Consider the following 24,988-nt stretch of genomic DNA (forward strand, 5'->3'; position numbering starts at 1 on the left):
CTGCGCGGTATTTGTTCTGAACGAACTCCCCAATAATTAGGAGCGCTGGTCTTCGAGCAATCTGCTCGACTCGTCGTGCCAGCTTTCGGCGATGCTCGCGAGCTTCTCTTGGTGCTTTCGGCCGTGGTGGGCGCAGAACAGCAATTCGCTGTTCTTCACGACGACACGAATGTAAGCCTGGGCACCGCAAGCGTCGCAGCGGTCGGCTGCGGTGAGCTGGTGGGGGGTGCCCTGCTTGTTTACAGCACCGTTGTCTACAGCACCATTCTCGGTGGCGATCTGGGACATATTCTCCTCCTCCAGACTGAATTGCATGAACTCTATTCACTAATGTAAGCACGCCGGAGGACCAATGACGAGATGAACGGCCGGTATTTCGCTTACCGCGTAGACGTGGGCGGCCGGGTGTCGACCACCAACCAGCAAGCCGGCGCAAAAGATCACCGGTCGCGGCCGGTATTCTTGATGGTTGTGAGCTCCGACTATTCCGCCCGCCACCTGTCAGTCCTCGAGGGACTGGAGGCAGTGCGCAAACGCCCCGGCATGTACATCGGTTCCACCGACTCGCGCGGTTTGATGCACTGCCTGTGGGAGATCATCGACAACTCCGTCGATGAGGCCCTGGGCGGACACGGCGCGAGAATCCAGATTGAGCTTCACCCCGACCAGAGCGTCGAAGTGCGCGACACGGCTCGCGGGATCCCGGTCGACATCGAGCCCAAGACCGGACTGACCGGCGTCGAGGTCGTGTTCACCAAGCTGCACGCGGGCGGAAAATTCGGTAGCGGGTCCTACGCCGCGTCCGGCGGGCTGCACGGGGTGGGGGCATCCGTTGTCAACGCCCTGTCCGAGCGCCTCGACGTCGAGGTCGATCGTGACGGCAAGACCTGGGCCATGTCCTTCCACCGCGGCGAGCCAGGCCTGTTCGCCGATTCTGGGGAGAAGAGCCCCGACGCGCCCTTTACGCCGTTCGAAAGCCAGAGCGAACTGCGGGTGATCGGCAAGGTCAAACGCGGCGTCACCGGCACCCGAATCCGCTATTGGGCCGATCGCCAGATCTTCACCAAGGGCGCCACCTTCCAAACCGACGACGTGCTGAACCGAGCCCGCCAGACGGCCTTCCTCGTCCCCGGACTGGCCATAGAGGTGGCCGACCGACGAACAGAGGAGCCGGTCACGAGCCTGTTCCAGTTCGACGGCGGTATTTCCGAGTTCGTCGAACACCTCGCGACGGATGCCCCGATCACCGACACCTGGCGGTTGACCGGCAGCGGCACGTTCAGTGAGACGGTCCCCGTGCTGACCGACAAGGGTGCCATGGTGCCGACCGAGCTCGTTCGTGACTGCCAGGTCGACATCGCCCTGCGCTGGGGCACCGGCTACGACACGATCGCGCAGAGCTTCGTTAACATCATCGCCACCCCTAAGGGCGGTACCCACCAAGCCGGATTCGATGCCGGATTGCTGAAGTTTCTGCGAGGGCAAGTGGAGTTGAACGCCCGCCGCCTCAAGGTCGGCAGTGACAAGCTCGACAAGGACGACGTGATGGCCGGGCTCACCGCCGTGCTCACCGTGCGCCTGCCCGAACCCCAGTTCGAGGGGCAGACCAAGGAGGTACTTGGCACTCCGGCGGTACGCGCGATCGTCGCAAACGTCGTCGCCACGGCCATGGCCGAGCGCTACGCCTCAACGAAACGCGACGACAAGACGCAGTCAGCTTTGCTGCTCGACAAGATCGTCGCCGAGATGAAATCGCGCATCTCCGCCCGGGCCCACAAAGAGACCCAGCGGCGCAAGAATGCTCTGGAAAGTTCATCCCTGCCGGCGAAGCTCGTCGATTGCCGCAGTAACGACGTCTCCACGAGCGAGCTGTTCATTGTCGAGGGGGACTCGGCCCTCGGTACCGCCAAGCTCGCCCGCGACAGTGAGCATCAGGCGCTGCTACCGATCCGCGGCAAAATTCTCAACGTGCAGAAGGCGTCCGTCGCCGACATGCTCTCCAACACCGAGTGCGCCTCGATCATCCAGGTGATCGGAGCCGGCTCCGGCCGCAGCTTCGACCTGTCGGCAGCCCGTTACGGCAAGGTCATCATCATGAGCGACGCCGATGTCGACGGCGCCCACATCCGCACCCTGCTCCTCACACTGTTCTTCCGCTACATGCGACCGATGATCACCGAGGGCCGTGTCTTCGCCGCCGTTCCACCGCTGCACCGGGTCGTCGTCATGAACCCGGGCAGCAAACCCAACGAGACCATCTACACCTACTCGGAGACAGAACTCCATTCGGTGCTGAGCGCGCTAGAGAAGAAGAACCGCCGCTACCAGGACCCAATCCAGCGCTACAAGGGTCTCGGTGAAATGGATGCCGACCAGCTCGCAACCACAACCATGGAACGTGCCCACCGCACGCTGCGGCGGGTACGCGTCGACGACGCCGAGTCCGCCGGAAAGGTGTTCGAACTCCTGATGGGTAATGACGTGGCCCCCCGCAAGGAGTTCATCATCGACAGCTCCGACACGCTCTCTCGGGACCGCATCGACGTCTAGCGCGTTCCTTACACAGAGCGGTGGAACCTAGATCTCGGTGCCGATGGCTCCGATCAGGGCGTCGAGCATGACCCCGGAGGCGTCGCGGCGAGAGCCGGACTCCGGCAGAGCGCGGGGGGTGCCGTCCGGTCCGACAGCACGGGCGGGCGCCCGGCCGACCCACGCCACCGCGAGGGTGTCTTCGCCCTTGAGGAAACGTTGGGCCCGTACTCCGCTGGTCCCGCGCCCCTTGGCCGGGTATTCGGAGAACTCGCTCTGTTTGGCGCTGCCGGGATCGGTGCCGGGTAAGGTCTGGCTACTGGCGGCCACCGTGGCAACGACCGCCGCCTGGACATCGTCCGAGGAGAGGCTCGTGAAGAACACGACCGTTTCACCGGGAGTGAGCTTGATGCCGGCCATGCCGCCGGCCGCGCGGCCCTGCGGTCGCACGCCGAGAGCGGCGAAGCGCAGCAACTGCGCGTCCGATGTGATGAAGACCACATCGTCGTCCTCCGCACCCTGCACCGCACCGACCACTTCGTCTTTGGGCTTGAGCGCAATGATCTCGAAGTCGGGCTTGTTGGCCCAGTCATTGGGTGTGACGCGTTTCACAACGCCCTGCCGGGTGCCGAGTGCGATGGACCGATCGGAGTCGAGCGAGACGATCGCGAGTACTCGTTCCTTCTTGTCGGCTAATACCAGATACTCGCTGATGCGCACGCCCGCCGCCAGCTGAATCGACGTCGGCGGCATCACCGGCAGGTCGACGGGAGAAAAGCGGATGAGCCGACCGCGGTTGGTCACCGCGCCCACTTCGGTGCGACTCGTCGTGTCGAGCGTCGACAGCACGGCATCGTGCTTGCTGCGGCGCTGGGGTGGCTGGATCCGCGGCGGTACGGCGTCATCGACGGCGACCAGATCGACGCGGGCGATGCGCCCGGTTACGCTCAGGAAGACCCGGGTAGGTATGTCCTGCACCTCGAGCACCGCGGCCTGACGTTTGGCGGCAGCCGCAGACAAGCCGGCGATACTCGGCTTCGCCTCGGTGAGCACCGTGCGGCGCGGGGTTCCGAACTTCTCTGCCACCGCGCCCAGTTCTTCCGACACGAGCGTACGGATGGCGGGCTTGGATGACAGGAGCTTTTCGAGTTTCGCAATCTCCGCGAGCAACTGGTCTCGTTCAGCCTCAAGCTCGATGCGGGAGAACTTGGTCAGGCGTCGCAACCGAAGTTCGAGAATGTACTCGGCCTGAATCTGGCTCAGGTCGAACACGTCGATGAGTTTGGCACGGGCCTGCTCGGTGTCGTCGCTGGCCCGGATGACCTGGATGACCTCGTCAATGTCCAGAATCGCGACGAGCAGACCGAGAACGAGGTGCAATCGCTCCTTGCGCCGGGCCAGCCGATAGGCCGAGCGACGGGTGACGACGTCAATGCGGTGGTTGACGTACACGTGCAGCAACTCGAGCAGGCCGAGGGTCTGCGGGGCACCGTTGACGAGGGCGACGGCGTTGATGTTGAACGAATCCTCAAGCGGGGTGTAGCGGTAGAGCTGTTCGAGTACGGCGTCTGGGCTGAACCCGGTCTTGATGCCGATGACGAGGCGCAGTCCCTTGGTGCGGTCGGTGAGGTCGGTGACGTCCGAGATGCCGCTGAGCTTCTTGGAGTTGACGCCGTCCTTGATCTTCTCGATCACCTTTTCCGGGCCGACCAGATAGGGGAGTTCGGTCACCACGAGCCCGGTCTTGCGGGCGCTGATCGACTCGACCGCGACGCGGGCACGAGTTTTGAAGCTGCCACGGCCGGTGCTGTAGGCATCCTTGATGCCGGCCAACCCGACAATCGTGCCGCCGGTGGGCAGGTCGGGTCCCGGCACGAACTCCATCACATCGTCGAGGGTGGCGTGGGGGTGGGCCAGCAGGTGCCGGGCAGCTCCGACGACCTCGATCAGGTTGTGCGGCGCCATGTTCGTCGCCATGCCGACGGCGATGCCGCTCGTGCCGTTGACGAGCAGGTTGGGGTAGGCGGCTGGTAACACGTCGGGCTGGGTGAGCTGGTTGTCGTAGTTGGGCACGAAATCCACGACGTCTTCGTCGAGGTTCTCGGTCATGGCGAGTGCGGGGGCCGCCAGGCGGGCTTCGGTGTAGCGGGGTGCCGCCGGCCCGTCGTCGAGGGAGCCGAAGTTTCCGTGCCCGTCGATGAGAGGTACCCGCAAGGAGAAGGACTGGGCCATGCGCACCAGGGCGTCATAGATGGCCGTGTCACCGTGCGGGTGCAACTTGCCCATCACCTCACCGACGACCCGGGCGCTCTTCACGTGCCCCCTGTCGGGACGAAGCCCCATTTCACTCATCTGGTACAGGATGCGCCGCTGTACGGGCTTCAAGCCGTCCCGTGCATCGGGCAGTGCCCGGGAGTAGATCACGGAGTAGGCGTACTCGAGGAAGGACCCCTGCATCTCGACCGTCACATCGACGTCTTCGATGCGTTCGGTGCTGGCGGCGGCTGGCGGGGTGCTGTCTGAGCGGCTCATTGTGACTTCTGCTTCAGGCGTGCGACGAGAACCGGTCGAAACGGTCACCGCTGCACTATGGAGGGAGCGCCTTCGAGCGCTGGAGGGCTCGGGTTACTCCCTGTGAGAGAATAAGACCCGATGCCCACCATGCTACCGGCCCGCCAATTCAGTGCCCTCCGCCTTGCCGATGTTCTCACCAGTTCCCTCGATGCCGTCTGCGCCCGGCCGAACGCGCTGGGGCTTCCCGCGGTGCGGAAGGCCGTGATTATTTTGGCCGACGGTCTCGGCGCCAGCTCAATCCGCGCGCGGGCCGGGCACGCCCGTTTTCTGTCGTCCCGACTGAACAAGTCCAGCATCATCGACAGCGTTTTCCCGGCCACGACCGCCGCAGGAATCGCTACCCTGACCACCGGGGTGGAACCGGGCCAGCACGGCCTGGTCGGTTACCAGGTGCTCGATGGAGCCCGCGACCGCGTCGTGAACCAGCTCACTGGTTGGGATGGCGAAATGCAGCCAGCTACCTGGCAGCGAGCCCGCACCGTCTTCGACCGCGCCGCCGATGAGAACGTGCCGAGCTTCGCCATCGGCCCGAAACGGTTCGTGGCGTCCGGTTTCACCCAGGCAGTGCTCCGCGGCGCCCGGTACGTTCCTGCCGACACTGTGGCCGACCGCTTCGCTGCCGCGCGCAGCATCCTCTCGCAAAACCCGACGGCACTGATCTACCTCTACGTGGCCGAGCTCGACGTCGCCGCGCACGCGCACGGCTGGGAGTCAGACCGGTGGCTGGCCCAGCTCGAAACCCTCGACTCCGAAGTGAGCCGCTTCGCGTCCACCCTGCGCTCCGACGAAGGCCTGCTGCTCACCGCGGATCACGGTGTGATCGATGTGCCGAGCACCCGCCACGTCTTGTTCGACACCCAACCCGCGCTCATCACCGGTGTGCGCCATGTCGCGGGGGATCCCCGCTGCGTGCAGCTCCACCTGGAGCCGCAGCTGACGGCGGCGGAGCCCAGCGCCGCCGACACACTGGCGGACGCCTGGCGAGAGTCCCAGGGGGACCGCGCCTGGGTTTTTACCCGCGCCGAAGCTGTCGCCGCCGGACTGTACGGCCAGGTCGCCGAGGAGGTACTCCCGCGCATCGGCGATGTGCTCATCGCCGCCCGCAAATCCATCGCCTATTACGATTCTCGACCAGCGAATCAGAAGGCCCGCGGAATGATCGGGCAGCACGGTTCCCTCACCGATGAGGAAGTGCGGGTGCCGCTGATTCGCGCGGGCGCCTTCGCGAGATGATCCCGCCGAAAAGCTGACCGTCCGGCGCCCCCGGGGCACCGGACGGTCAGCGAGCTGTGGCGCGGCCCCGTCAGACCGGGTACTGGCGGCGCTTGACCTGCGGCTTGGGCAGACGCATGGGCCGCAGCTGCAGCGCGCGCATGGCCGCATACCAGCGCACCCGTTCTGCCTTGTCAGCCCCGAACTTGGCTTCGATCTTCTTGGTGAGGATGAAACCGAGCACAACGCAGTCGACGACAGCGAAGATAAAGAAGGCCCAGAGCGCAATGATGGACACGCCGGCGACACTAGGAACCGTGGTGAGCAGGATGACCAGGAACATGACCGGAATCATCAGCTCGCCCACGTTGAACCGTGCGTCGACGTAGTCGCGGGCGTACCGCTTCTGCAGGCCGCGTTCACGAAGCGGCAGGTACTTGTCGACACCGGCGGCCATGCCGGCCCTCGCCACATCGCGGGCGGCGGTGGACTTGGCACGCGCCTGCTTGGCGGCGAGCTTACGGTCGTCCGGAACCAGCGGGCGCTTGTTCGCCGCTTCCTGTTTCTTGCGGGTGGGGGTCGCCTGACCCTTACCCGCGTTGTGCGTGAGACCGAGACGTGCTGCGGTCTCGTCGGAACTTTCAATCGACGGCTGGGCGTCGGGGTCTACGGGAGGCTTGGCCACATCAAATCCTTGCAATTGGGTGCCTTAAGATTACCCGTATGACTGGTAACCCACAGACAAATTCCCGTTCCGACGGCGCAAAACTTGACCTCGCGGCCGATCCTGGCGCGCGCGATGCCCTCCGAACCGCGGTCGAACGGGGGCTCCCGAGCACGATCGCAGATCTCTGTGCGCTGGTGCGCATTCCCTCGGTGTCGTGGGCGGCGTTCGATCCTTCGCGGGTCGCCGCCAGCGCCGACGCCGTCGCCGCGCTCGTGCGCGAACTCGGCGTGTTTGAATCGGTCGAAATCGTGCAGGCCCGCATTCCGGGCGGCACCGAGCTTGGCCAGCCGGCGATCCTGGCGTCGCGCCCGGCCAGAAAGGGCCGTCCGACCGTTTTGCTCTACGCCCATCACGACGTACAGCCCCCCGGCCGAGATGAGGACTGGGAGTCGGACCCGTTCACACCAACCGTGCGCGGCGATCGCCTCTACGGGCGCGGCGCCGCCGACGACAAGGCCGGTGTCATGGCGCACGTCGCCTCCATTCGTGCCCTGGTCGCGGCCGTCGGCGCGGATTTCGATCTGGGAATCGCCCTGTTCATCGAGGGGGAGGAGGAGTTCGGAAGTCGCTCCTTCGCGACTTTCCTCGACGAAAACCGTGAATCCCTGCGCGGCGATGTGATCGTCGTAGCCGACTCGAACAACTGGGACATAAACACGCCGGCCATCACCACCGCTCTGCGCGGCAACGTCACCCTGCGTTTGACGGTGCGCACTCTGGCCCATGCCTCGCACTCCGGCATGTTCGGGGGAGCGGTGCCCGACGCCATGCTCGCCACCATCAAGCTGCTGGCCACTCTGTATCAGGATGATGGCTCGGTGGCCGTGGCAGGTCTCACCAGCATCGATGTCCCTACCCCCGAGTACTCTGAAGCACAGTTGCGCGCGGAGACGGGGTTGTTGCCCGGCGTCACACCGATCGGCCACGGCTCCATCCTCAGCCGGATCTGGTCGCAGCCCGCCCTGACTATCACCGGCATTGACGCGCCTACCGTGGACAACGCGTCCAACACGCTCACACCGTCGGTCAGCGTTCGCGTCAGCACGCGCATCGCCCCCGGCCAATCGGCGGTCGAGGCCGCCACGGCGATCGAGACCCATCTGCGTGAGAATGCACCATTCGGCGCCGTTGTCGAAATCGACGATGTAGACACCGGCGAGCCGTTCCTCGTCGACACCAGCGGGTGGGCCGTCACCGAGGCTCGATCTGCCATGACCGCTGCCTGGGGCGTGCCGCCGATCGACATCGGTGTCGGCGGGTCAATCCCGTTCATCGCCGACCTGGTGCGGGTCTTTCCGACCGCTCAGATTCTGGTCACCGGAGTGGAGGATCCGGATTCCCGGGCGCACAGTCCGAACGAGTCCCTCCACCTCGGCGTTTTCAAACGCGCGGTCCTGAGCGAGGCCTTCCTGCTCGGCAGCCTGAACGAACGCGTCGAGCCTTAGCCCAAAGTGAAGTCCATCACCAGCGGACCGCCAAGAAAATGTGAGACGGTGGGAATGCCCACGTCGACTTTCTGGTTGTCGCAGGTAGAATTTATGAGATCGCAACTCACTGCGATCGCAACTGTGCGTGACTGCGTGAACCGAGGAGAAGCATGACCGACACCATGACCGAAACCGTCAGCACTGCTGACACCGCACCCGCCCCGGCCGCTGCCCATGGCGTTGGTCTCACCGAGGCCGCCGCCCTCAAGGTGCGCAGCCTGTTGACTCAGGAAGGTCGTGAAGACCTCCGTCTGCGCGTCGCCGTGCAGCCCGGCGGTTGCTCAGGCCTGATCTACCAGCTGTACTTCGACGAGCGCGTCCTCGACGGCGATGCTCTCGTCGATTTCGACGGCGTCGGGGTCGTCGTCGATAAAATGAGTGTTCCCTACCTGGATGGCGCCTCGATCAACTTCGAGGACACCATCGAGAAGCAGGGTTTCACCATTGACAACCCGAACGCCGGCGGCAGTTGCGCGTGTGGAGATTCCTTTCACTAGCGCAGGTTTATTGCAGCATAGGTGTTGGAAAACACCCGGCAGGGACATCATCACTGAGATGATGTCCCTGTTTTCTTGCCCGAAATGCGCTCCATCCGCCCAAAATTGTGCGTCCCCCAGCCGCCCCGAGCATAAATTGCCTGCGACCCGACCGGGAGTGCACTTCATGCCCGCTCTCGCGGAGTAGGCTAGGAATCGATCAAAACGCTTCCTGAGAAGTGTCCTCGAATCTCCCGAAAGGTCCCCGGTGCGCAATAACCACCGCCTTCGTTGGGCTGCTATTCCGCTCGCAGCGACGCTCGCCGTTGTACTGGCCGGATGCACGCAGGCCCAACTCCACGGCTTCATGCCCGGTTTTGAAGAAGAGGGCGAAACGGCGGTGACCAATCAGACCGACCGCATTGCCGGCCTCTGGACCACCTCGTGGATCGTGCTCCTCATCGTCGGTCTCATCACCTGGGGCCTGATCATCTGGACGATCGTCGTCTATCGGCGCCGCAAGGGCCAGACCGGCTTGCCGGTTCAGTTGCGTTACAACATGCCGATCGAGATCTTCTACACGGTTGTGCCGCTCATCCTCGTCATCGGCTTCTTCGCCTTCACGGTGCGCGATCAGATCGCCATTGAATCGCGTTACGACAACCCCGATGTGTCGATTGAAGTGCAGGCCAAGCAATGGGCTTGGGACTTCAACTACGTCGACGAAGATGTCTACTCACCCGGCATCCAGGGCCAGCCCGATCCCGATGGGGAGCGCGGCTCGCTGATCGAATCGGAACTCCCCGTGCTTGTGCTCCCTGTCAACAAGACCATTGAGATCGCTCTGGAATCACGCGACGTCATCCACTCGTTCTGGGTTATCGACTTCCTGTACAAGAAAGACGTCATCCCGGGCAAGACCAACTACATGTCGGTCACCCCCGAGCGCATCGGGACCTACGCGGGAAAGTGTGCCGAGCTCTGCGGTGAATACCACTCCCTCATGCTCTTCAACGTCAAGGTCGTTTCCGAGGCCGACTACGACACATACATCCAGTCGCTGCGCACCGCGGGTAACGTCGGTCAGCTCGACAATGAATTCGACCGTAATCAGAATCAGCCGGGCACGAGTGCCCCGACGGCTCCGGAGGGCAACTAAGCCATGACCACGACCATCGCACCCGCCCCGCCACGTCCGGCAGCACCGGTCTCCACGTCGGCGGAACGCAAGGGCAACGTACTTGTCCGGTGGATTACCTCCACCGACCACAAGGTCATCGGGTACATGTACCTGATCACGTCCTTCATCTACTTCTGCATCGGCGGCGTCATGGCGCTGATCATTAGGGCCCAGTTGTTCGCGCCGGGCCTCGATGTGGTGCAGACCAAGGAGCAGTACAACCAACTCTTCACGATGCACGGCACGATCATGCTCCTGATGTTTGCTACGCCGCTCTTCTTCGGCTTTGCAAACTTCCTGGTTCCGCTGCAGATTGGCGCCCCCGACGTTGCGTTCCCGCGGCTGAACGCCCTCGCCTACTGGTTCTTCAACTTCGGCAGCCTGATCGCCGTTTCTGGGTTCCTTACCCCGCAGGGTGCGGCCTCCTTTGGCTGGTTCGCCTACCAGCCCCTTGCCAGCACAACGTTCTCGCCTGGAGTCGGCGGAAACCTGTGGATGGTCGGCCTCGGACTCTCCGGTTTCGGAACCATCCTCGGCTCCGTGAACTTCATCACTACGATCATCACCATGCGCGCCCCTGGCATGACGATGTGGCGCATGCCGATCTTCACCTGGAACTCGCTGATCACGTCGCTGCTCGCTCTCATGGTCTTCCCCGTGCTGGCCGCTGCTATGCTCGCCGCAGCATCCGACCGCATCTTTGGTTCGCACATTTACGATCCGGCCAACGGTGGCGCCATCCTCTGGCAGCACCTGTTCTGGTTCTTCGGCCACCCTGAGGTATACATCATCGCGTTGCCGTTCTTCGGTATCGTCTCCGAGGTCTTCCCGGTCTTTAGCCGCAAGCCGATGTTCGGCTACAAGACTCTGGTCTACGCGACCATCTCCATCGCGGCGCTGTCTATCTCGGTGTGGGCGCACCACATGTATGTCACCGGCTCTGTACTGCTGCCGTTTTTCTCCCTCATGACGATGCTGATCGCGGTCCCGACCGGGGTGAAGATCTTCAACTGGATCGGCACCATGTGGCGCGGCTCCATTACTTTCGAAACTCCCATGATCTGGGCCATCGGTTTCCTCGTGACCTTCACTTTTGGTGGTCTGACCGGAGTCATCCTGGCCTCACCGCCGCTCGACTTCCACGTGTCCGACACCTACTTCGTCGTCGCGCACTTCCACTACGTTGTCTTCGGCACCGTCGTCTTCGCTATGTTCAGCGGATTCTACTTTTGGTGGCCCAAATGGACCGGCAAGATGCTCAACGAAAGCCTTGGCAAGTGGCACTTCTGGCTCCTGTTCATCGGTTTCCACACCACCTTCCTGATCCAGCACTGGCTGGGAGTCATGGGAATGCCGCGACGCTACGCGACGTATTCGCCCGAGGACGGTTTCACCTGGATGAACCAGGTGTCCACCATCGGTTCCATGATCCTCGCCGTGTCAATGATCCCGTTCTTCCTGAACGTGTACATCACGGCTCGGAAGGCTCCGCTGGTGACCGTGAACGACCCGTGGGGCTATGGTTCCTCGCTCGAGTGGGCGACGTCCTGCCCGCCGCCGCGCCACAACTTCACTTCTATTCCGCGCATCCGCTCCGAGCGTCCCGCCTTCGACCTGAACCACCCCGAAGCCGGCGTACCCGTCGGTATCGGCCCCGGTAAGGATGCGCCCGACGCTGCGGTCTACGACATCGACTCGAATCAGGTTAAGTAAATGAAGACCAACGTCAACATCCTCTGGGTCCTCACCGCTTTCTTCGGAATTGTCACAGTCGTCTATGTTGCCTGGAACCTGCTCGACCCTAATCACGGAAAGATCGAGTGGGCCGGCACGTTCATGCTCGCCCTGTCGGCGCTGCTCGTGGCTTTCATAGCGTTCTATCTCGACAAGGTACGCGGCGCCCAGGGCGGCGAGCTGCCCGAGGACCGCCTCGATGGCAACGTCGATGACGGTGACCCCGAAATGGGGTTCTTTAGCCCGTGGAGCTGGTGGCCGATCTTCCTCGCAGCGTCCACCGCGCTGCTGTTCCTCGGCCTGGCTGTTGGCATCTGGATCTGCTTCATCGGGCTTGGTCTCGGTCTGGTCGCCCTCACCGGGTGGGTCTACGAGTACTACCGGGGCTTGTTCGCCCGCTAGACGTTTTCGCTAGTCGATACCGATCTCCCTTCGGGGAGGTCGGTATCGTCGGTTAACGGAGTTCCTGAGCCTGATCAGCGCCTGATCAGGACCGGTCAGCGGCGACGGAACCCGAAGATGTCGAAGGCAACTGTGACCTGCCGATCACAACCGACGGAGTCGACTGCAGCGGCACTGTCGGTGTGGTGCGCGGACGGGCCCATGCCGATGAGCGATGTCACCTCAGTCATCGACAACCGCACTGTGCGCTCAAGCTGGTCGTGCGACTCCAGGCTGAACCAGGCGGCAAGGCTCGTTGTCAGGTGTGCAGCCTTGTCAGCCTGCATTTGCACGGCAAGGCCCGACTCCCGCAGCTGCCACAGGTGGGACGGCTGCGGCACGACGACCAGCAGCAGGCCATCGGCCCGAAGCACACGGTGGAACTCTGCAGCGTTACGCGGTGCGAAAACGTTCAGAATAATGTCGGCGGTCCCATCGCGCAGGGGGAGGGGCGACCAGACATCCGCTACCAGCCCGTCAACGCGATCGTCCGGCCGGATCGTGCGACCGACGGCGACGGGGGAGAGGTCCATGCCCAAGGCGCGCACGCCGCCTGATGGGGGCAGCGCCGCGCCCAGGTAGTAGCCGGTGCCGCACCCGACATCGAGGAGGCGCCGGGGGGATTCACCGGCGACACGGGTGCGGATGGCGTCGCGGAGCGGTTCGTACCATCCGGCGTCAAGAAACCGATCACGAGCATCGAGCATGGCCGCACTATCGCCGATGAACTTGCGCGGCCCGGTGAGCAGGTTGACGAATCCCCGCTTGTTGACGTCGAAGGAATGCCCACGTTCACACCCCAAAAGAAGATGACCGCTGGGATGCAAGGGGAGAAAACAGTTCGGGCACCGAAGCCACTCCGATAACGTCTGGAGTGACATCGATGCCCGTTCTGTTGGTTTCTGCTACTTGTCGGTAATCTCCGCGGGGTGATCGCCGTGGGCGTGATCAAGCTCGGGCTGCGTGACCGGGGTGATCCGATCTTCAAAGAACCAGCGAGACAGGCCGGCACGAACCTTCTCGGTCGCACCAATCTTGCCTTGGGCGTTGGGACGCAGCATGAGCGGCTTGAAGTCACTGTAGCTGACCAGCTTCCAACGCTCGTACTCGTCCACGGGCTGGTGCACCTCAACGAATTCGCCACCGGGAAGCCGAACGATACGGCCGGACTCGTAACCGTGCAGAACGATTTCGCGGTCCTTCTTCTGCAGGGCCAAGCAGACGCGTTTGGCGATGAAGAACGCGAGGAACGGGCCGAGCAGGGTAGTCGCCTGAAGGGTGTGGATGACCCCCTCCATGGTGAGGTGGAAGTGCGTTGCCATGATGTCCGATGATGCTGCTGCCCACAGCGACGCATAGAACGTGACGCCAGCTGCGCCGATCGCGGTACGAGTCGGTGCGTTGCGCGGGCGATCGAGAACGTGGTGCTCACGCTTGTCGCCGGTGATCCAGGCTTCGATGAAGGGGTAGATCATGACGGTAACGATGAACAAGCCGACAACGATCAGTACCACGAGGATATTGAGCGAGTAGGTGTGGTTCAGCCAGACGAACTCCCAACCGGTCGGAATGAGCCGCATGGCACCGTCGGCGAAGCCGATGTACCAGTCGGGCTGGGTGCCGGCCGACACCGGTGAGGGGTCGTACGGGCCGTAATTCCAGATCGGGTTGATCGTGAAGAAGGAAGCGATGAGCATGACGACACCGAACACGATGAAGAAGAAGCCACCGGCCTTGGCGGCGTAGACCGGGAGCACCGGGTAGCCGACAACATTCTGATTGGTGTGTCCCGCGGCCGGGTACTGGGTGTGCTTGTGCACGACGACGAACAAGAGGTGCATGGCGATCAAGGCGACAATGATGGCCGGCAATAAGAGGATATGCAGCGAGTACAACCGCCCGACAATGTCCGTGCCGGGAAATTCCCCACCGAACAGCAGGAAGGAGACCCAGGTGCCCACGACCGGGATTCCCTTGATCAGCCCGTCGATGATGCGCAGGCCGTTTCCGGAGAGCAGGTCGTCGGGGAGGGAGTATCCAGTGAAGCCTTCAGCCATGGCCAGGATGAAGAGGACGAAGCCAATGACCCAGTTGAGCTCTCGCGGCTTGCGGAACGCACCCGTGAAATAGATGCGCAGCATGTGCAGGCCGATGGCGGCTACGAACAGCAGGGCAGCCCAGTGGTGAACCTGACGCATGAGCAGGCCACCGCGAATGTCGAACGATATGTCCATCGTCGAAGACATCGCGGCCGACATCGGGATTCCCTTGAGCGGCGCATAGGAGCCGTCGTAGACGACTTCGGCCATGGAAGCCTGGAAGAAAAACGTCAGGAAAGAACCCGACAGCAAAATGATGACGAAGCTGTACAGTGCCACCTCGCCGAGGAGGAAGGACCAGTGATCGGGGAAGATTTTGCGACCAAGTTCTTTGACCGCACCTGAAATACTGGTGCGTTCGTCAATGTAATTGGCAGCGGATGCGGTGAAGCCTCCGGATTTCTTCACCCCGACTGCTTGATCCTCAGTGGATTCGCGGGTGGTTATCGTTGTCATGCTCGCTCCCAGAAACTCGGGCCGACTGGTTCAGTGAAATCGCTCTGCGCGATCAGGTAGCCCTCAGCGTCCACGGCGATCGGGAGCTGGGGTAGTGCCCGTTTGGCCGGTCCGAAGATGACCTTGCAGTGGTTCTCAACGTCGAACTGCGACTGGTGGCACGGGCAAAGCAGGTGGTGCGTGTGCTGTTCGTAGAGCGCGACCGGGCACCCGACATGGGTACAGATCTTAGAATAGGCTACGATCCCGTCATACGACCAGGACTTGCGGTCCTCTTCTTCGACGAGGTCATCCGGGTCCATGCGAATGAGCAGAACGGCGGCTTTCGCCTTTTCTTCCAGACGACCGTGGCCCATCTCGGCCAAGCCCTCTGGAATGACGTGGAACGACGATCCGAGCGTGACATCCGCTGCCTTGATCGGGGTGCCACTGGGGTCCATGGTCAGGCGAACGCCCTTCTTCCACAGGGTTTCGTTGAGGAGAGCAACCGGGTCCTGGTCCATCGGGCCAAGACCACGAAACAATACGACGGCCGGGAGTGGAAAGACGACGAGGGCACCGATGAGGCTGTTGCGAATGAGCGTACGGCGACCGAAGCCCGATTCTTCATTGGCCTGCTGGAAGATCTCCACGGCGCGGGCCCGCACTGGCTCGGTTCCACGAACGGGGTGACGTTCGTCGACACCTTCATGATCACTCATGAGGGCCTTACCCCAGTGCACGGCTCCGATACCGATGGCGAGCAGCGCGAGACTGAGACCGAGGCCGATGAAGAGGTTGTTCAAGCGAACAGAACCGGGATCTTCGGCGACGATCGGAAAGGCCATGTAGGCAGCGATGGCAAAAACGCTACCCACGATGGAGACGTAAAACAGCGTGTAAACGGCACGCTCAGCCTTGCGCTCTTCCTTGTGGTCAAGGTCGGTGATGCGCGGACGGTGCGGCGGGAATCCCGGATTGACCAGGGCATCCCGTGTAACGACGGCTGTGCTTGCGGCGGATGTCGCGAGCTGCGCGCCAGGCGAGTCGGCGGCGGTTACGTGCTCCGCGCCGTTATCGTCCTTGGCCATTGTTCTCCTTTGTGGGCTGTGTAAATACTCTGCACTCCGCTGCTGGGCGGCAATCGATCGGAACCGAATGCCGCGTCAACACCAGATACCGATGCTTAGTTTGATTTTGCGGTGATCCACACGGTGAGGGCAACGATTGCTCCCAGTCCGAAGATCCAGATGAAGAGGCCTTCGGCTACCGGCCCCAAGGAACCGAGAGCCAATCCGCCCGGAGACGGGTTGTCCTCGACGTACTTGAGGTACGTGATGATGTCGCGCTTGTCTTCGGGCGAGATATTCATGTCGTTGAAGACCGGCATGTTCTGCGGGCCGGTGATCATGGCCTCGTAGATGTGCTGGGCAGAGACGTTCTCGATTGCGGGGGCGAACTTACCCTCGGTTAGCGCGCCACCAGCGCCGGCGACGTTGTGGCACATGGCGCAGTTGATGCGGAACAGCTCGGCACCATTAGCAGAGTCACCCGCACTGTCCAGGAGCTCAGCGGCAGGAATCGCCGGGCCGGGTGCGAGCGACGCCACGTACGCTGCGAGAGCCGCTGTCTGCTCGGCGGTGAACTGAACGGGCTTCTTCTGCGCCTGCGGGCCCTGCATCTGCATCGGCATGCGGCCGGTACCGACCTGGAAGTCTACCGAGGCGGCGCCGACTCCGATCAGGCTGGGGCCTTCTGACGAGCCCTGAGCGCTGAGCCCGTGGCATGTGGCACAGTTCGCCGCGAAGAGCTTTTCACCCTGGGCGATGGTCTGCTGCGACGACGCATCCGTTGTGGCAATTGCGGTACTCGTACTGAAAGCTGCGTAGGCGCCTCCGGTGAAGAGCAACCCGATGGCTATCAGTGCAACGCTGGCGAGAGGATGGCGACGACCGGCTTTGCGTGCCCGGCGTGCGCGAGGGGTTTTGATCTTGGTCATGCTGAAAAGTCCGCTCCCGTTTCTAAGTTTGAACGTCTATTTGAGAACGTAGATGACCAGGAAGAGCCCGATCCAGACGACGTCGACGAAGTGCCAGTAGTAGGAAACCACGATGGCGCTGGTGGCTTCCTTGTGGCCGAAGTTCTTGACCGCGAATCCGCGCCCAATCACAAGAAGAAAGGCCAGCAGGCCGGCTGTCACGTGGATGCCGTGGAAACCGGTTGTGATGTAGAACGCGGAACCGTACGCGTTGGAGGAGAGCGAAATCCCCTCCGACACCAGGGTGGCGTATTCGAACACCTGACCGGTGACGAAGATGGCACCGAGCGCGTAGGTGAGGAAGAACCACTCGACCATGCCCCACTCACTCGGCTTCCAGCCGGTCGAGCGCGCCTGCAGCCGTTCGGCGGCAAACACTCCGAACTGGCAGGTCACCGAGGACGACACCAAGACGAGCGTGTTGATCAACGCAAAGGTGAAGTTGTGCTTATCGGCCTCGAAAAGCCACAGCTCGGGGGAGGTTGAACGGAGCGTGAAGTAGATAGCGAAGAGCCCCGCGAAAAACATCACCTCGCTGCCCAACCACACAATGGTGCCTACAGCCACGCTGTTGGGCCGGTTCACGACGGGCGCACTCGCCGTCTGAGTAATTGAGGTGCTGGTCACCCCTCCATTATGGCCGATATTCCCACAGGTTTTTCTCAATCAGGCGTGCAAGTGGGTGTTTTTGCCTGGTTTGGGTGGGCAATTTCGGTGCGCGGATGCCGTGAATTCGGGGGAGTTGGGCCCGTTCTCCTATGATCGGAATCATGCTCGAATCGCAGTCCTGGCCAAACATCTTAAATTCCCTTCTTGACGGACGGGACTTGAGCGTGGCGGATGCTGCCTGGAGCATGGAACGGATCATGCTTGGCGAGGCATCTCCGTCTCAGTTGGGTGCCTTTTTGGTGGCTCTCCGTGCCAAGGGCGAGACGGTCGACGAGATTGTCGGATTTCGGGATGCGATTCTGGAACAGGCCGTTGTGCTGCCGGTGAACCCTATGGCGCTCGACATCGTCGGAACCGGTGGTGACCAGTTCGGCACGGTGAATATATCCACCATGGCCTCCATCGTGTGCGCGGCGGCGGGTGTGCCGGTTGTCAAGCACGGGAACCGTGCCGCCAGCTCCGCGTCCGGATCGTCGGACGTGCTCGGTCAATTGGGCATCGACCTGTCCAGGGATGCCACGCGTGTGGCGCAGGTGTTCAAGGAGACCGGGATCACCTTTGCCTACGCGGCGGCATTTCATCCCGGATTTCGACATGCAGCCCTCACCCGTAAGGAGCTGGGGATCCCCACCGTGTTCAACTACCTCGGACCGCTGTGCAATCCGGCGCGACCGGAGGCATCCGCTGTCGGTGTGGCCAGCCTCGACCGGGTACCGCTCTTTGTGGGTGTGTTCCAGACACGCGGAGCGACGGCACTGGTCTTTCGCGGCGATGACGGGCTCGACGAACTGACCACCACCGGGCACAGCCACGTCTGGGAGGTTTCCAGAGGACTGGTGACAGAACACGACATCGACCCGCGAGAACTTGGTATCAAACGTGCGCAGATCAGCGATTTGGTGGGCGGCTCACCCCAATACAATGCGGACGTCGTACACTCCGTTCTCGCCGGCGAGCCGGGTGCGATTCGCGACATCGTGTTGCTCAACGCCGCCGCCGGGCTCGTCGCCTTCGACCTGGCCAACGATTTCTCACAAATGCAGGTGGCCATCCTCGACCGATTTCGGGACAAAATGGCCGTCGCCGCCGAAGCAATCGACTCCGGCGCGTCGACAGCCAAGTTGTCGGCGTGGATTGCGGCGACCCAGGTTTGATTCCGGGTCGCCGCAGGCGCTGATTGCTCCAGACTGATTCGGACAGCCAGGCGGCGCCCTACAGAACGTCTTCGTCGACCCAGTCGAACGTTTTAGTGACGGCCTTCTTCCAGTTGCGCAACTGGCGGCTGCGTTCGGCCTCGTCCATCTGGGGCGTCCACCGACTGTCTTCCTGCCAGTTGGTGCGCAGTTCGTCCAGACCGCTCCAGAAGCCGACCGCGAGGCCGGCGGCGTAAGCAGCGCCCAGGGCCGTCGTCTCGGCGACGACCGGTCGCACCACCGGAACACCGAGGATATCGGCCTGGAACTGCATGAGCAGGTTGTTCGCAATCATGCCGCCGTCGACCTTGATCTCGGTGAGGGGAACACCGGAGTCGGCGTTGACCGCATCGATCACTTCCCGAGTCTGGAATGCCGTTGCCTCCAGTGCCGCGCGGGCAATGTGGCCTTTGTTCACGTATCGGGTGAGGCCGACCAGGGCGCCGCGAGCATCGGACCTCCAGTACGGAGCGAACAGTCCCGAAAACGCCGGCACGAAGTAGGCTCCGCCGTTATCGTCGACCGTCTTCGCCAGGCTTTCAATCTCAGCGGCCGAGCTAATCATGCCGAGGTTGTCGCGCATCCACTGCACCAGTGCCCCGGTCACGGCAATGGAACCTTCCAGAGCGTAGTGCGGAGCATCGTCGCCGAGTTTGTACCCCAGGGTGGTCAGGAGGCCGTTCTTGGAGTGCACGATCTCCGTTCCGGTGTTGAAGATCAGAAAGTTTCCCGTGCCGTAGGTATTCTTGGCTTCGCCCTGGTCAAACGCCGCCTGACCGAACGTCGCCGCCTGCTGGTCACCGAGGATGCCTGCCACCGGCACTTCTCGTAACAGGCTCGAGGTGTGCGCGGTACCGTAGACCTCCGACGACGAGCGGATCGATGGCAGCATCGACTTGGGCACATCGAAAATTGCGAGAATCTCGTCGTCCCATTGCAGGGTCTCTAGATCCATGAACAGGGTGCGGCTCGCATTGGTCACGTCGGTGGCATGCACGCCGCCGTCCACTCCGCCGGTCAGGTTCCAGAGCACCCAGGAGTCCGTGGTTCCAAAGAGCAGGTCGCCGGCGTCCGCCTTGGCCCTGGCACCTTCGACGTTTTCGAGGATCCAGACGATTTTTGTCCCCGAGAAGTAAGTAGCCAGTGGCAAGCCCACCTTCTTCTTGAACCGCTCGACACCGCCGTCGGCGGCGAGGCGATCGACGATCGGCTGGGTGCGGGTGTCCTGCCAGACGATGGCGTTGTAGACGGGAACACCCGTCGTCTTATCCCAGACCACGGCCGTTTCGCGTTGGTTAGTGATCCCAATGGCCCGGATATCGTGGCGGGTAAGGTTGGCCTTGGATAGAGCCTGCCCGATCACTTCACGGGTGTTGTCCCAGATCTCTTTCGGGTCATGCTCGACCCAGCCGGCCTGAGGAAAAATCTGTTCGTGTTCGAGCTGGCCGGTCGACACGATCGAGCCGGCCTTGTCGAAGATGATGGCGCGGGAACTGGTGGTTCCCTGATCGATGGCGAGAATGTAGTCAGTCATTGGTACGAGTCCTTTTCTTTAGTCGTTCAGGAAACATGTTTTGTGCACGACAACGAACCGGTCCACTGGGGAACCGGCCCGTTGGTTCGGGTCAGGAGGTCAGCAGGGGCAGGAGGGGCAGCGCGGCCCACCCGGCCAGCAGGCCGCCGATGACGGGGCCGACGACGGGAACCCAGGAGTACGCCCAGTCGGAACTTCCCTTGCCCTTGATTGGCAGGATGAAGTGAGCGATCCGCGGACCGAGGTCACGGGCGGGGTTGATGGCATACCCGGTCGGGCCACCGAGCGAGGTGCCGATGACGAGCACGAGCAGTGCCACGGGGAGGGCGCCGAGCGAGGCCAAACCTCCGGTTTCGCCCTGCCGGTCGCCACCGAAAGCGATGACGACGAACACCAGCACGAAGGTTCCGATGATCTCTGTGACGAGGTTCCAGCCGTACGAGCGGATGGCCGGCCCGGTCGAGAAGACGCCGAGTTTGTTGGCCGGGTCGGGTTCGGCGTCGAAGTGTTGCTTGTAGGCGAGCCAGCAGGCCACGGCGCCAAGAATGGCACCGATCATCTGCGCGCCGATGTAGGCGAGAACGGAGACCGCGTTGACGGGGACATCCATCCCGAATTTTTCGGCGCCATTGGCGACGAGACCCAGGGTGACGGCGGGATTGAGGTGTGCCCCCGAACGGTAGGCGACCACGACGCCGGCGAACACGGCAAATCCCCAGCCGACGGTCACCATGAGGAACCCGCCCCCGAGGCCCTTGTTCTTGGCCAGGGCGACGTTGGCGACCACGCCGGTTCCCAGGAGAACCAGCATTGCGGTGCCAACGACCTCCGAGACGAATACAGCTCCGATATTTTCCACGAGAACCTTTCTGATCAGGCCGGGGATGCCGAAGCTGCCCCTCTGCGGCGAGCGGATGGCAATAACATAGCGCGGGCTGTGATCAAGGGGAATGGGCTGATGGAGTTCCATGCCGCCCCTTACCGTGTGAAGTTGCAGCGCGTATGTTGACCGTGGGAAAATGGCAGCACTGGGCGGTTCCGCCCCGCACAGCCAGCACCTGATCGAACCGTGGCATCACCGAGTGAATGGATGGTCATGAAGAAGCTCATCAACGATCCCAAGAACGTCGTCAACGAGGCCGTCGCCGGATTCGAAGCGGCGCACGGGGATATCGTGCGTGTCTCGCACGATCCGATCTTCATCGTGCGCAGTGATGCGCCCGTTGCGGGCAAAGTGGGTATCGTCAGCGGTGGTGGAAGTGGTCATGAGCCGCTTCACGGCGGGTTCGTGGGGTACGGAATGCTGGATGCTGCCGTGCCGGGAGCCGTATTTACGTCGCCAACGCCCGACCCGATTCTCGCGGCCACCCAGGCCGTCGATGGCGGCGCCGGCGTGCTGCACATCGTGAAAAACTACACCGGGGACGTGTTGAATTTTGAGACCGCGGCCGATCTGGCATCCGCTGAAGGCATCGACGTGCGCTCTGTCATCATCAACGACGATGTGGCGGTCAAGGATTCGCTCTATACAGCGGGACGCCGCGGCGTGGCCGGAACGGTACTGGTGGAAAAAATCACCGGAGCCGCCGCTGAACGCGGCGATGACCTGGCTGCCGTCGTCGCCGTGGCCGAGAAAGTGAACTCGTATGTGCGCACCATGGGCGTGGCGCTGACCCCCTGTGTGGTTCCACATGCGGGGGAGCCGAGCTTCGTTCTCGCCGACGACGAGATCGAGATCGGCATTGGGATTCACGGCGAGCCAGGCCGGGAGAGGATCAAACTTGAACCGGCCGACGCCATAGTTGACCGGCTACTGGCTCCCATCCTCGAAGACCTGCCCTTTGTCCGTGGCGACAAAGTGCTCCTGTTCGTCAACGGAATGGGGGGAACACCTCAGATTGAGCTGTACATCGTGTTCCGCCGTGCCGCCGAAGCGCTGGCAGAGAAGGGAATCACGGTCGCCCGCAGCCTGATCGGCAACTACACGACCAGTCTTGAAATGGCCGGAACCTCCATTTCTATTCTTAAACTTGATGAGGAACTCACGAGCCTGTGGGACGCCCCGGTTCAGACAGCGGCGCTACGGTGGGGACGATAGAAAGAGAGTCGATGACCTCGAAGGAACAACCCGACACCGCCAAGGCTGGTGCAGACCCGAGCGACACAGCGCCCGGTACGGCATCGCTCACGCTCGACACAGCCTGGACCGTTCGTTGGATTCGCCGGAGTGCCGAGGTACTCGCCGCCAGCCGCGCCGCACTCAACACCCTCGACCGGGACATCGGCGACGGTGATCACGGTGAGAACATGGATCGAGGTTTTCAGGCAATCCTGCCCAAACTCGAGGACTTGGCCGACGACACCACCCCCGGCGCGGTGCTCAAGCTGGTCGCCACAACTCTTATCTCGACCGTGGGTGGCGCCGCCGGGCCACTGTATGGCACGGCTTTTCTCAAAGCAGCTGGCGCCGTCGGGTCGGCCTCGTCGCTGGATGCGGCCGCACTTGTCGTTCTGCTGACGGCGGCGCGCGACGGCATCGTGCTGCGAGGCAAGGCCGAGGAGGGTGACAAGACCATGATCGACGCCTGGACTCCCGCGGTCAATGCGGCGGCGACAGCGCAGGCGGCTGGTTCGGCCGTGGGCGCCGTCCTGTTGGCCGCAGCGGATGCCGCGGTATCCGGCGCGCAGGCCACGGAACCGCTGATCGCGCGCAAGGGTCGGGCGAGCTACCTCGGTGAGCGAGCGATCGGCCACCGAGACCCCGGCTCCCAGTCGACCACGCTGCTGCTGCGCGCCGCCGCCGACGTGGCTGCTGCGTGATGATCGCGGCATCCACTCAGCGTGTGGGAATCGTTTTCGTCTCCCACAGCGAAAAAATCGCGACGGGGCTCGTTGAACTGGCGCGGCAGATGGCTCCGACCGCGCACCTCTTCGCAGCGGGGGGGACGGATTCCGGCGGAATTGGGACCAGTTTCGACAAGATCAGTGACGCGATCACTGCGGCGGACACCGGGGGAGGTGTCGTGATTCTCTGTGATCTCGGGTCGGCGATACTGACGGCGGAAACGGCACGGGACTTTCTCGACGAGACGGTGCAGCTCCGGGTACGGATCGTGGATGCCCCGCTCGTCGAGGGCGGGGTGGCCGCGGCGGTGGCCGCAGAGACCGGGGGAGATCTGGACGCTGTCATGGCGGCCGCCCAAACTTCGCTGCAGCTGACCAGTCCAAACCCATCCCCGGTCGGTGACCACGACACCACCGCCGGCGCCTCGGTTTCGGGCGCGATCGCACGCACGGTGATCCTGATCAACAAGGACGGCCTCCACGCCCGGCCGGCCGCAGAGTTCGTTAACCTGGCGAGCTCGTTCTCGGTTCCCATCACGGTAAACGGAACGGATGCGCGAAGCTTGCTGAGCATAATGTCGCTCGGGCTGGCCAGGGGGAGCAGCGTGCGGCTCGCCTCGACCGATCCGTCGGCCGGGCCGGCGATCACGGCCCTCGCGGACCTGCTGGAATCAGGCTTCGGCGAGGACTAGTCTTTTCGGGCATACGTCGAGACGAATTTACCTAGCAGTTCCGTGCCTTTTAGTCTAATCCGGCGTATCGTAATGGCATGATTCAGGACAGGAACACCTCAAACAGTCCGGAAGAGCGGAGCGCGATTGACCGGCAGGCGTGCCCGATCTGCGGTCAGGCGATGCGCGAGCACACCATCGATCATTCCACCCGAAACACCCTGGTCAACTGCCCGGTTGCCCACCCGGGGGCGTGGGACCGCGACGCCTTTGAACCGGTCAATGAGTTTGGCATGGTCATTCACCGTACCCAGGCCTGACGAAGCGACGACCAACGAGCTTGCTGGGTGCTTGTGACCTAGTGCAGTGCTGGGGCATCCACGAGGCGCTGGTTCTGTACCGAGACCGGTTGGACGATCGTCTCGGGGGTCAGGGGTGACGCTTCGGGTGGCTTCCACGTCGTGGTCATCGAGACCACACCCGCCCAGACAGCGCGGTCTTCGCCGTCGTCGATGCTCTCGCTCGGCGGCCCGGTGCGCACCTTCAGGCTCACCTCGTCGAGCGGAATACGCAAGACGATCGTCGCCGCGAGTTCGCATACATCTCGGTATCACCCTAGAACGCTCAGGCTCTGAATCGATCAGCGCACAAATCGGGGCGCAGTTGCGCGGCAGCATCCTGTTGGGCGAGTTACGCCCGGGTGAGAGTAAGCCGTCCACGGGGGCTCTCGCGGGTCGGCTCGGCGTGTCGCGGGGGAGCGTGGTCCCGGCCTATGATCAGCTCAACGGGGAAGGCTACCTTGTCACCAGGCAGGGCGCACCGGCACGGGTGGCGGTCTTGCTGCATGGTGCAGGCGCGGTGACACCGACCCGGGTCGTTGTCGCACCGGCTCCGGGGCGGGCAACTTCGTCTGCTGCACTGGGCGAGCCAAGCGGATGCCTGCATCATCGAAGACGACTACGACAGCGAATTCCGCCACGCCGGACCGCCGCTTCCGCCCCTGGCGTCGCTCGATCACGGAATACCGTAGAAGTCACGACGACGCCCAACCCTAAGCAGAGGGCTGAACGATGGTCGGGGAGGCCCCGATCGGACTCGGAATCGGTAGCGGCACGGTCGCCGATTCTGACTTATTGACATAATGT

The 24,988-nt window shown here is 62.9% G+C and carries 24 protein-coding genes; 13 read left to right on the plus strand and 11 right to left on the minus strand.

Annotation, left to right across the window (positions count from 1 at the left end):
* Positions 1 to 36: 36 nt before the first annotated feature.
* Complete coding sequence (locus QMK31_RS00945) at positions 37 to 288, minus strand: DUF7455 domain-containing protein (protein ID WP_166788091.1); 252 nt, start codon at positions 286 to 288, stop codon at positions 37 to 39.
* Between the two features lie 177 nt (positions 289 to 465).
* Between QMK31_RS00945 and QMK31_RS00950 the strand changes: the two genes are divergently transcribed.
* The gene (locus QMK31_RS00950; protein WP_283499787.1) at positions 466 to 2,550 is read left to right on the plus strand and encodes a DNA gyrase/topoisomerase IV subunit B; all 2,085 of its coding nucleotides are present in this window, start codon (positions 466 to 468) and stop codon (positions 2,548 to 2,550) included.
* Between the two features lie 27 nt (positions 2,551 to 2,577).
* On the opposite strand, the gene QMK31_RS00955 is transcribed toward QMK31_RS00950, so the two are convergent.
* Positions 2,578 to 5,061, minus strand: a complete 2,484-nt coding sequence (locus tag QMK31_RS00955; protein ID WP_283499091.1) for a DNA gyrase/topoisomerase IV subunit A — start codon at positions 5,059 to 5,061, stop codon at positions 2,578 to 2,580.
* Positions 5,062 to 5,181: 120 nt separating this feature from the next.
* Here QMK31_RS00955 and QMK31_RS00960 point away from each other — a divergent pair, with 120 nt between their 5' ends.
* Positions 5,182 to 6,336 carry an alkaline phosphatase family protein gene (locus QMK31_RS00960; protein ID WP_283499092.1) on the plus strand — a complete coding sequence of 385 codons (1,155 nt, stop codon included), beginning with the start codon at positions 5,182 to 5,184 and terminating at the stop codon, positions 6,334 to 6,336.
* A gap of 70 nt (positions 6,337 to 6,406) precedes the next feature.
* Here QMK31_RS00960 and QMK31_RS00965 read toward each other — a convergent pair whose 3' ends face one another.
* On the minus strand, positions 6,407 to 7,000 hold the full coding sequence (locus tag QMK31_RS00965; RefSeq protein ID WP_283499093.1) for a DUF3043 domain-containing protein: 594 nt from the start codon (positions 6,998 to 7,000) through the stop codon (positions 6,407 to 6,409).
* A gap of 38 nt (positions 7,001 to 7,038) precedes the next feature.
* Here QMK31_RS00965 and QMK31_RS00970 point away from each other — a divergent pair, with 38 nt between their 5' ends.
* From QMK31_RS00970 to QMK31_RS00990, 5 genes are all read left to right on the plus strand, one after another.
* Entirely contained in the window at positions 7,039 to 8,487 is a 1,449-nt protein-coding gene (locus tag QMK31_RS00970; protein ID WP_283499094.1) for a dipeptidase, read from the plus strand.
* 152 nt (positions 8,488 to 8,639) lie between these two features.
* Positions 8,640 to 9,026, plus strand: a complete 387-nt coding sequence (locus QMK31_RS00975; RefSeq protein WP_502852172.1) for a HesB/IscA family protein — start codon at positions 8,640 to 8,642, stop codon at positions 9,024 to 9,026.
* Between the two features lie 247 nt (positions 9,027 to 9,273).
* Complete coding sequence (ctaC, locus tag QMK31_RS00980; RefSeq protein ID WP_283499095.1) at positions 9,274 to 10,164, plus strand: aa3-type cytochrome oxidase subunit II; 891 nt, start codon at positions 9,274 to 9,276, stop codon at positions 10,162 to 10,164.
* A 3-nt stretch (positions 10,165 to 10,167) separates the two neighbouring features.
* Complete coding sequence (gene ctaD, locus QMK31_RS00985) at positions 10,168 to 11,898, plus strand: aa3-type cytochrome oxidase subunit I (protein ID WP_283499096.1); 1,731 nt, start codon at positions 10,168 to 10,170, stop codon at positions 11,896 to 11,898.
* A complete protein-coding gene (locus QMK31_RS00990) occupies positions 11,899 to 12,321 on the plus strand; it encodes a cytochrome c oxidase subunit 4 (protein ID WP_283499097.1) in 423 nt (140 codons plus the stop codon).
* Positions 12,322 to 12,416: 95 nt separating this feature from the next.
* Here QMK31_RS00990 and QMK31_RS00995 read toward each other — a convergent pair whose 3' ends face one another.
* From QMK31_RS00995 to ctaE, 5 genes are all read right to left on the minus strand, one after another.
* Positions 12,417 to 13,241 (minus strand): methyltransferase domain-containing protein, encoded by an 825-nt coding sequence (locus QMK31_RS00995; RefSeq protein WP_349361536.1) that lies wholly within the window; start codon positions 13,239 to 13,241, stop codon positions 12,417 to 12,419.
* Between the two features lie 24 nt (positions 13,242 to 13,265).
* A complete protein-coding gene (qcrB, locus tag QMK31_RS01000; RefSeq protein ID WP_283499099.1) occupies positions 13,266 to 14,915 on the minus strand; it encodes a cytochrome bc1 complex cytochrome b subunit in 1,650 nt (549 codons plus the stop codon).
* Entirely contained in the window at positions 14,912 to 15,985 is a 1,074-nt protein-coding gene (gene qcrA / locus QMK31_RS01005) for a cytochrome bc1 complex Rieske iron-sulfur subunit (RefSeq protein WP_283499100.1), read from the minus strand. Before qcrA ends, qcrB begins: the two co-directional genes overlap by 4 nt.
* 95 nt (positions 15,986 to 16,080) lie before the next feature.
* On the minus strand, positions 16,081 to 16,893 hold the full coding sequence (qcrC, locus tag QMK31_RS01010; protein ID WP_283499101.1) for a cytochrome bc1 complex diheme cytochrome c subunit: 813 nt from the start codon (positions 16,891 to 16,893) through the stop codon (positions 16,081 to 16,083).
* A 36-nt stretch (positions 16,894 to 16,929) separates the two neighbouring features.
* On the minus strand, positions 16,930 to 17,559 hold the full coding sequence (gene ctaE, locus QMK31_RS01015; protein ID WP_233197528.1) for an aa3-type cytochrome oxidase subunit III: 630 nt from the start codon (positions 17,557 to 17,559) through the stop codon (positions 16,930 to 16,932).
* A gap of 143 nt (positions 17,560 to 17,702) precedes the next feature.
* Here ctaE and trpD point away from each other — a divergent pair, with 143 nt between their 5' ends.
* Positions 17,703 to 18,755: an anthranilate phosphoribosyltransferase gene (gene trpD, locus QMK31_RS01020; protein ID WP_283499102.1), complete on the plus strand. Its 1,053-nt coding sequence runs from the start codon at positions 17,703 to 17,705 to the stop codon at positions 18,753 to 18,755.
* Between the two features lie 58 nt (positions 18,756 to 18,813).
* On the opposite strand, the gene glpK is transcribed toward trpD, so the two are convergent.
* Positions 18,814 to 20,328: a glycerol kinase GlpK gene (gene glpK / locus QMK31_RS01025; RefSeq protein ID WP_283499103.1), complete on the minus strand. Its 1,515-nt coding sequence runs from the start codon at positions 20,326 to 20,328 to the stop codon at positions 18,814 to 18,816.
* A 91-nt stretch (positions 20,329 to 20,419) separates the two neighbouring features.
* Entirely contained in the window at positions 20,420 to 21,298 is an 879-nt protein-coding gene (locus QMK31_RS01030) for an MIP/aquaporin family protein (protein ID WP_283499104.1), read from the minus strand.
* A gap of 126 nt (positions 21,299 to 21,424) precedes the next feature.
* On the opposite strand from QMK31_RS01030, the gene dhaK reads away from it, so the two are divergent.
* From dhaK to QMK31_RS01050, 4 genes are all read left to right on the plus strand, one after another.
* Positions 21,425 to 22,426 (plus strand): dihydroxyacetone kinase subunit DhaK, encoded by a 1,002-nt coding sequence (gene dhaK / locus QMK31_RS01035; protein WP_283499105.1) that lies wholly within the window; start codon positions 21,425 to 21,427, stop codon positions 22,424 to 22,426.
* A gap of 11 nt (positions 22,427 to 22,437) precedes the next feature.
* Positions 22,438 to 23,148, plus strand: a complete 711-nt coding sequence (gene dhaL, locus QMK31_RS01040) for a dihydroxyacetone kinase subunit DhaL (RefSeq protein ID WP_283499106.1) — start codon at positions 22,438 to 22,440, stop codon at positions 23,146 to 23,148.
* Positions 23,149 to 23,171: 23 nt separating this feature from the next.
* Positions 23,172 to 23,864 carry a dihydroxyacetone kinase phosphoryl donor subunit DhaM gene (gene dhaM / locus QMK31_RS01045; protein ID WP_283499107.1) on the plus strand — a complete coding sequence of 231 codons (693 nt, stop codon included), beginning with the start codon at positions 23,172 to 23,174 and terminating at the stop codon, positions 23,862 to 23,864.
* Positions 23,865 to 23,941: 77 nt separating this feature from the next.
* Positions 23,942 to 24,163 carry a hypothetical protein gene (locus QMK31_RS01050; protein ID WP_283499108.1) on the plus strand — a complete coding sequence of 74 codons (222 nt, stop codon included), beginning with the start codon at positions 23,942 to 23,944 and terminating at the stop codon, positions 24,161 to 24,163.
* 38 nt (positions 24,164 to 24,201) lie between these two features.
* On the opposite strand, the gene QMK31_RS01055 is transcribed toward QMK31_RS01050, so the two are convergent.
* Entirely contained in the window at positions 24,202 to 24,417 is a 216-nt protein-coding gene (locus QMK31_RS01055; protein WP_283499824.1) for a hypothetical protein, read from the minus strand.
* Between the two features lie 77 nt (positions 24,418 to 24,494).
* On the opposite strand from QMK31_RS01055, the gene QMK31_RS01060 reads away from it, so the two are divergent.
* The gene (locus QMK31_RS01060; protein ID WP_283499789.1) at positions 24,495 to 24,980 is read left to right on the plus strand and encodes a GntR family transcriptional regulator; all 486 of its coding nucleotides are present in this window, start codon (positions 24,495 to 24,497) and stop codon (positions 24,978 to 24,980) included.
* Positions 24,981 to 24,988: the final 8 nt, after the last annotated feature.

It is taken from the genome of Cryobacterium sp. PH31-O1 (assembly GCF_030063455.1).
Classification (GTDB): Bacteria; Actinomycetota; Actinomycetes; order Actinomycetales; family Microbacteriaceae; genus Cryobacterium.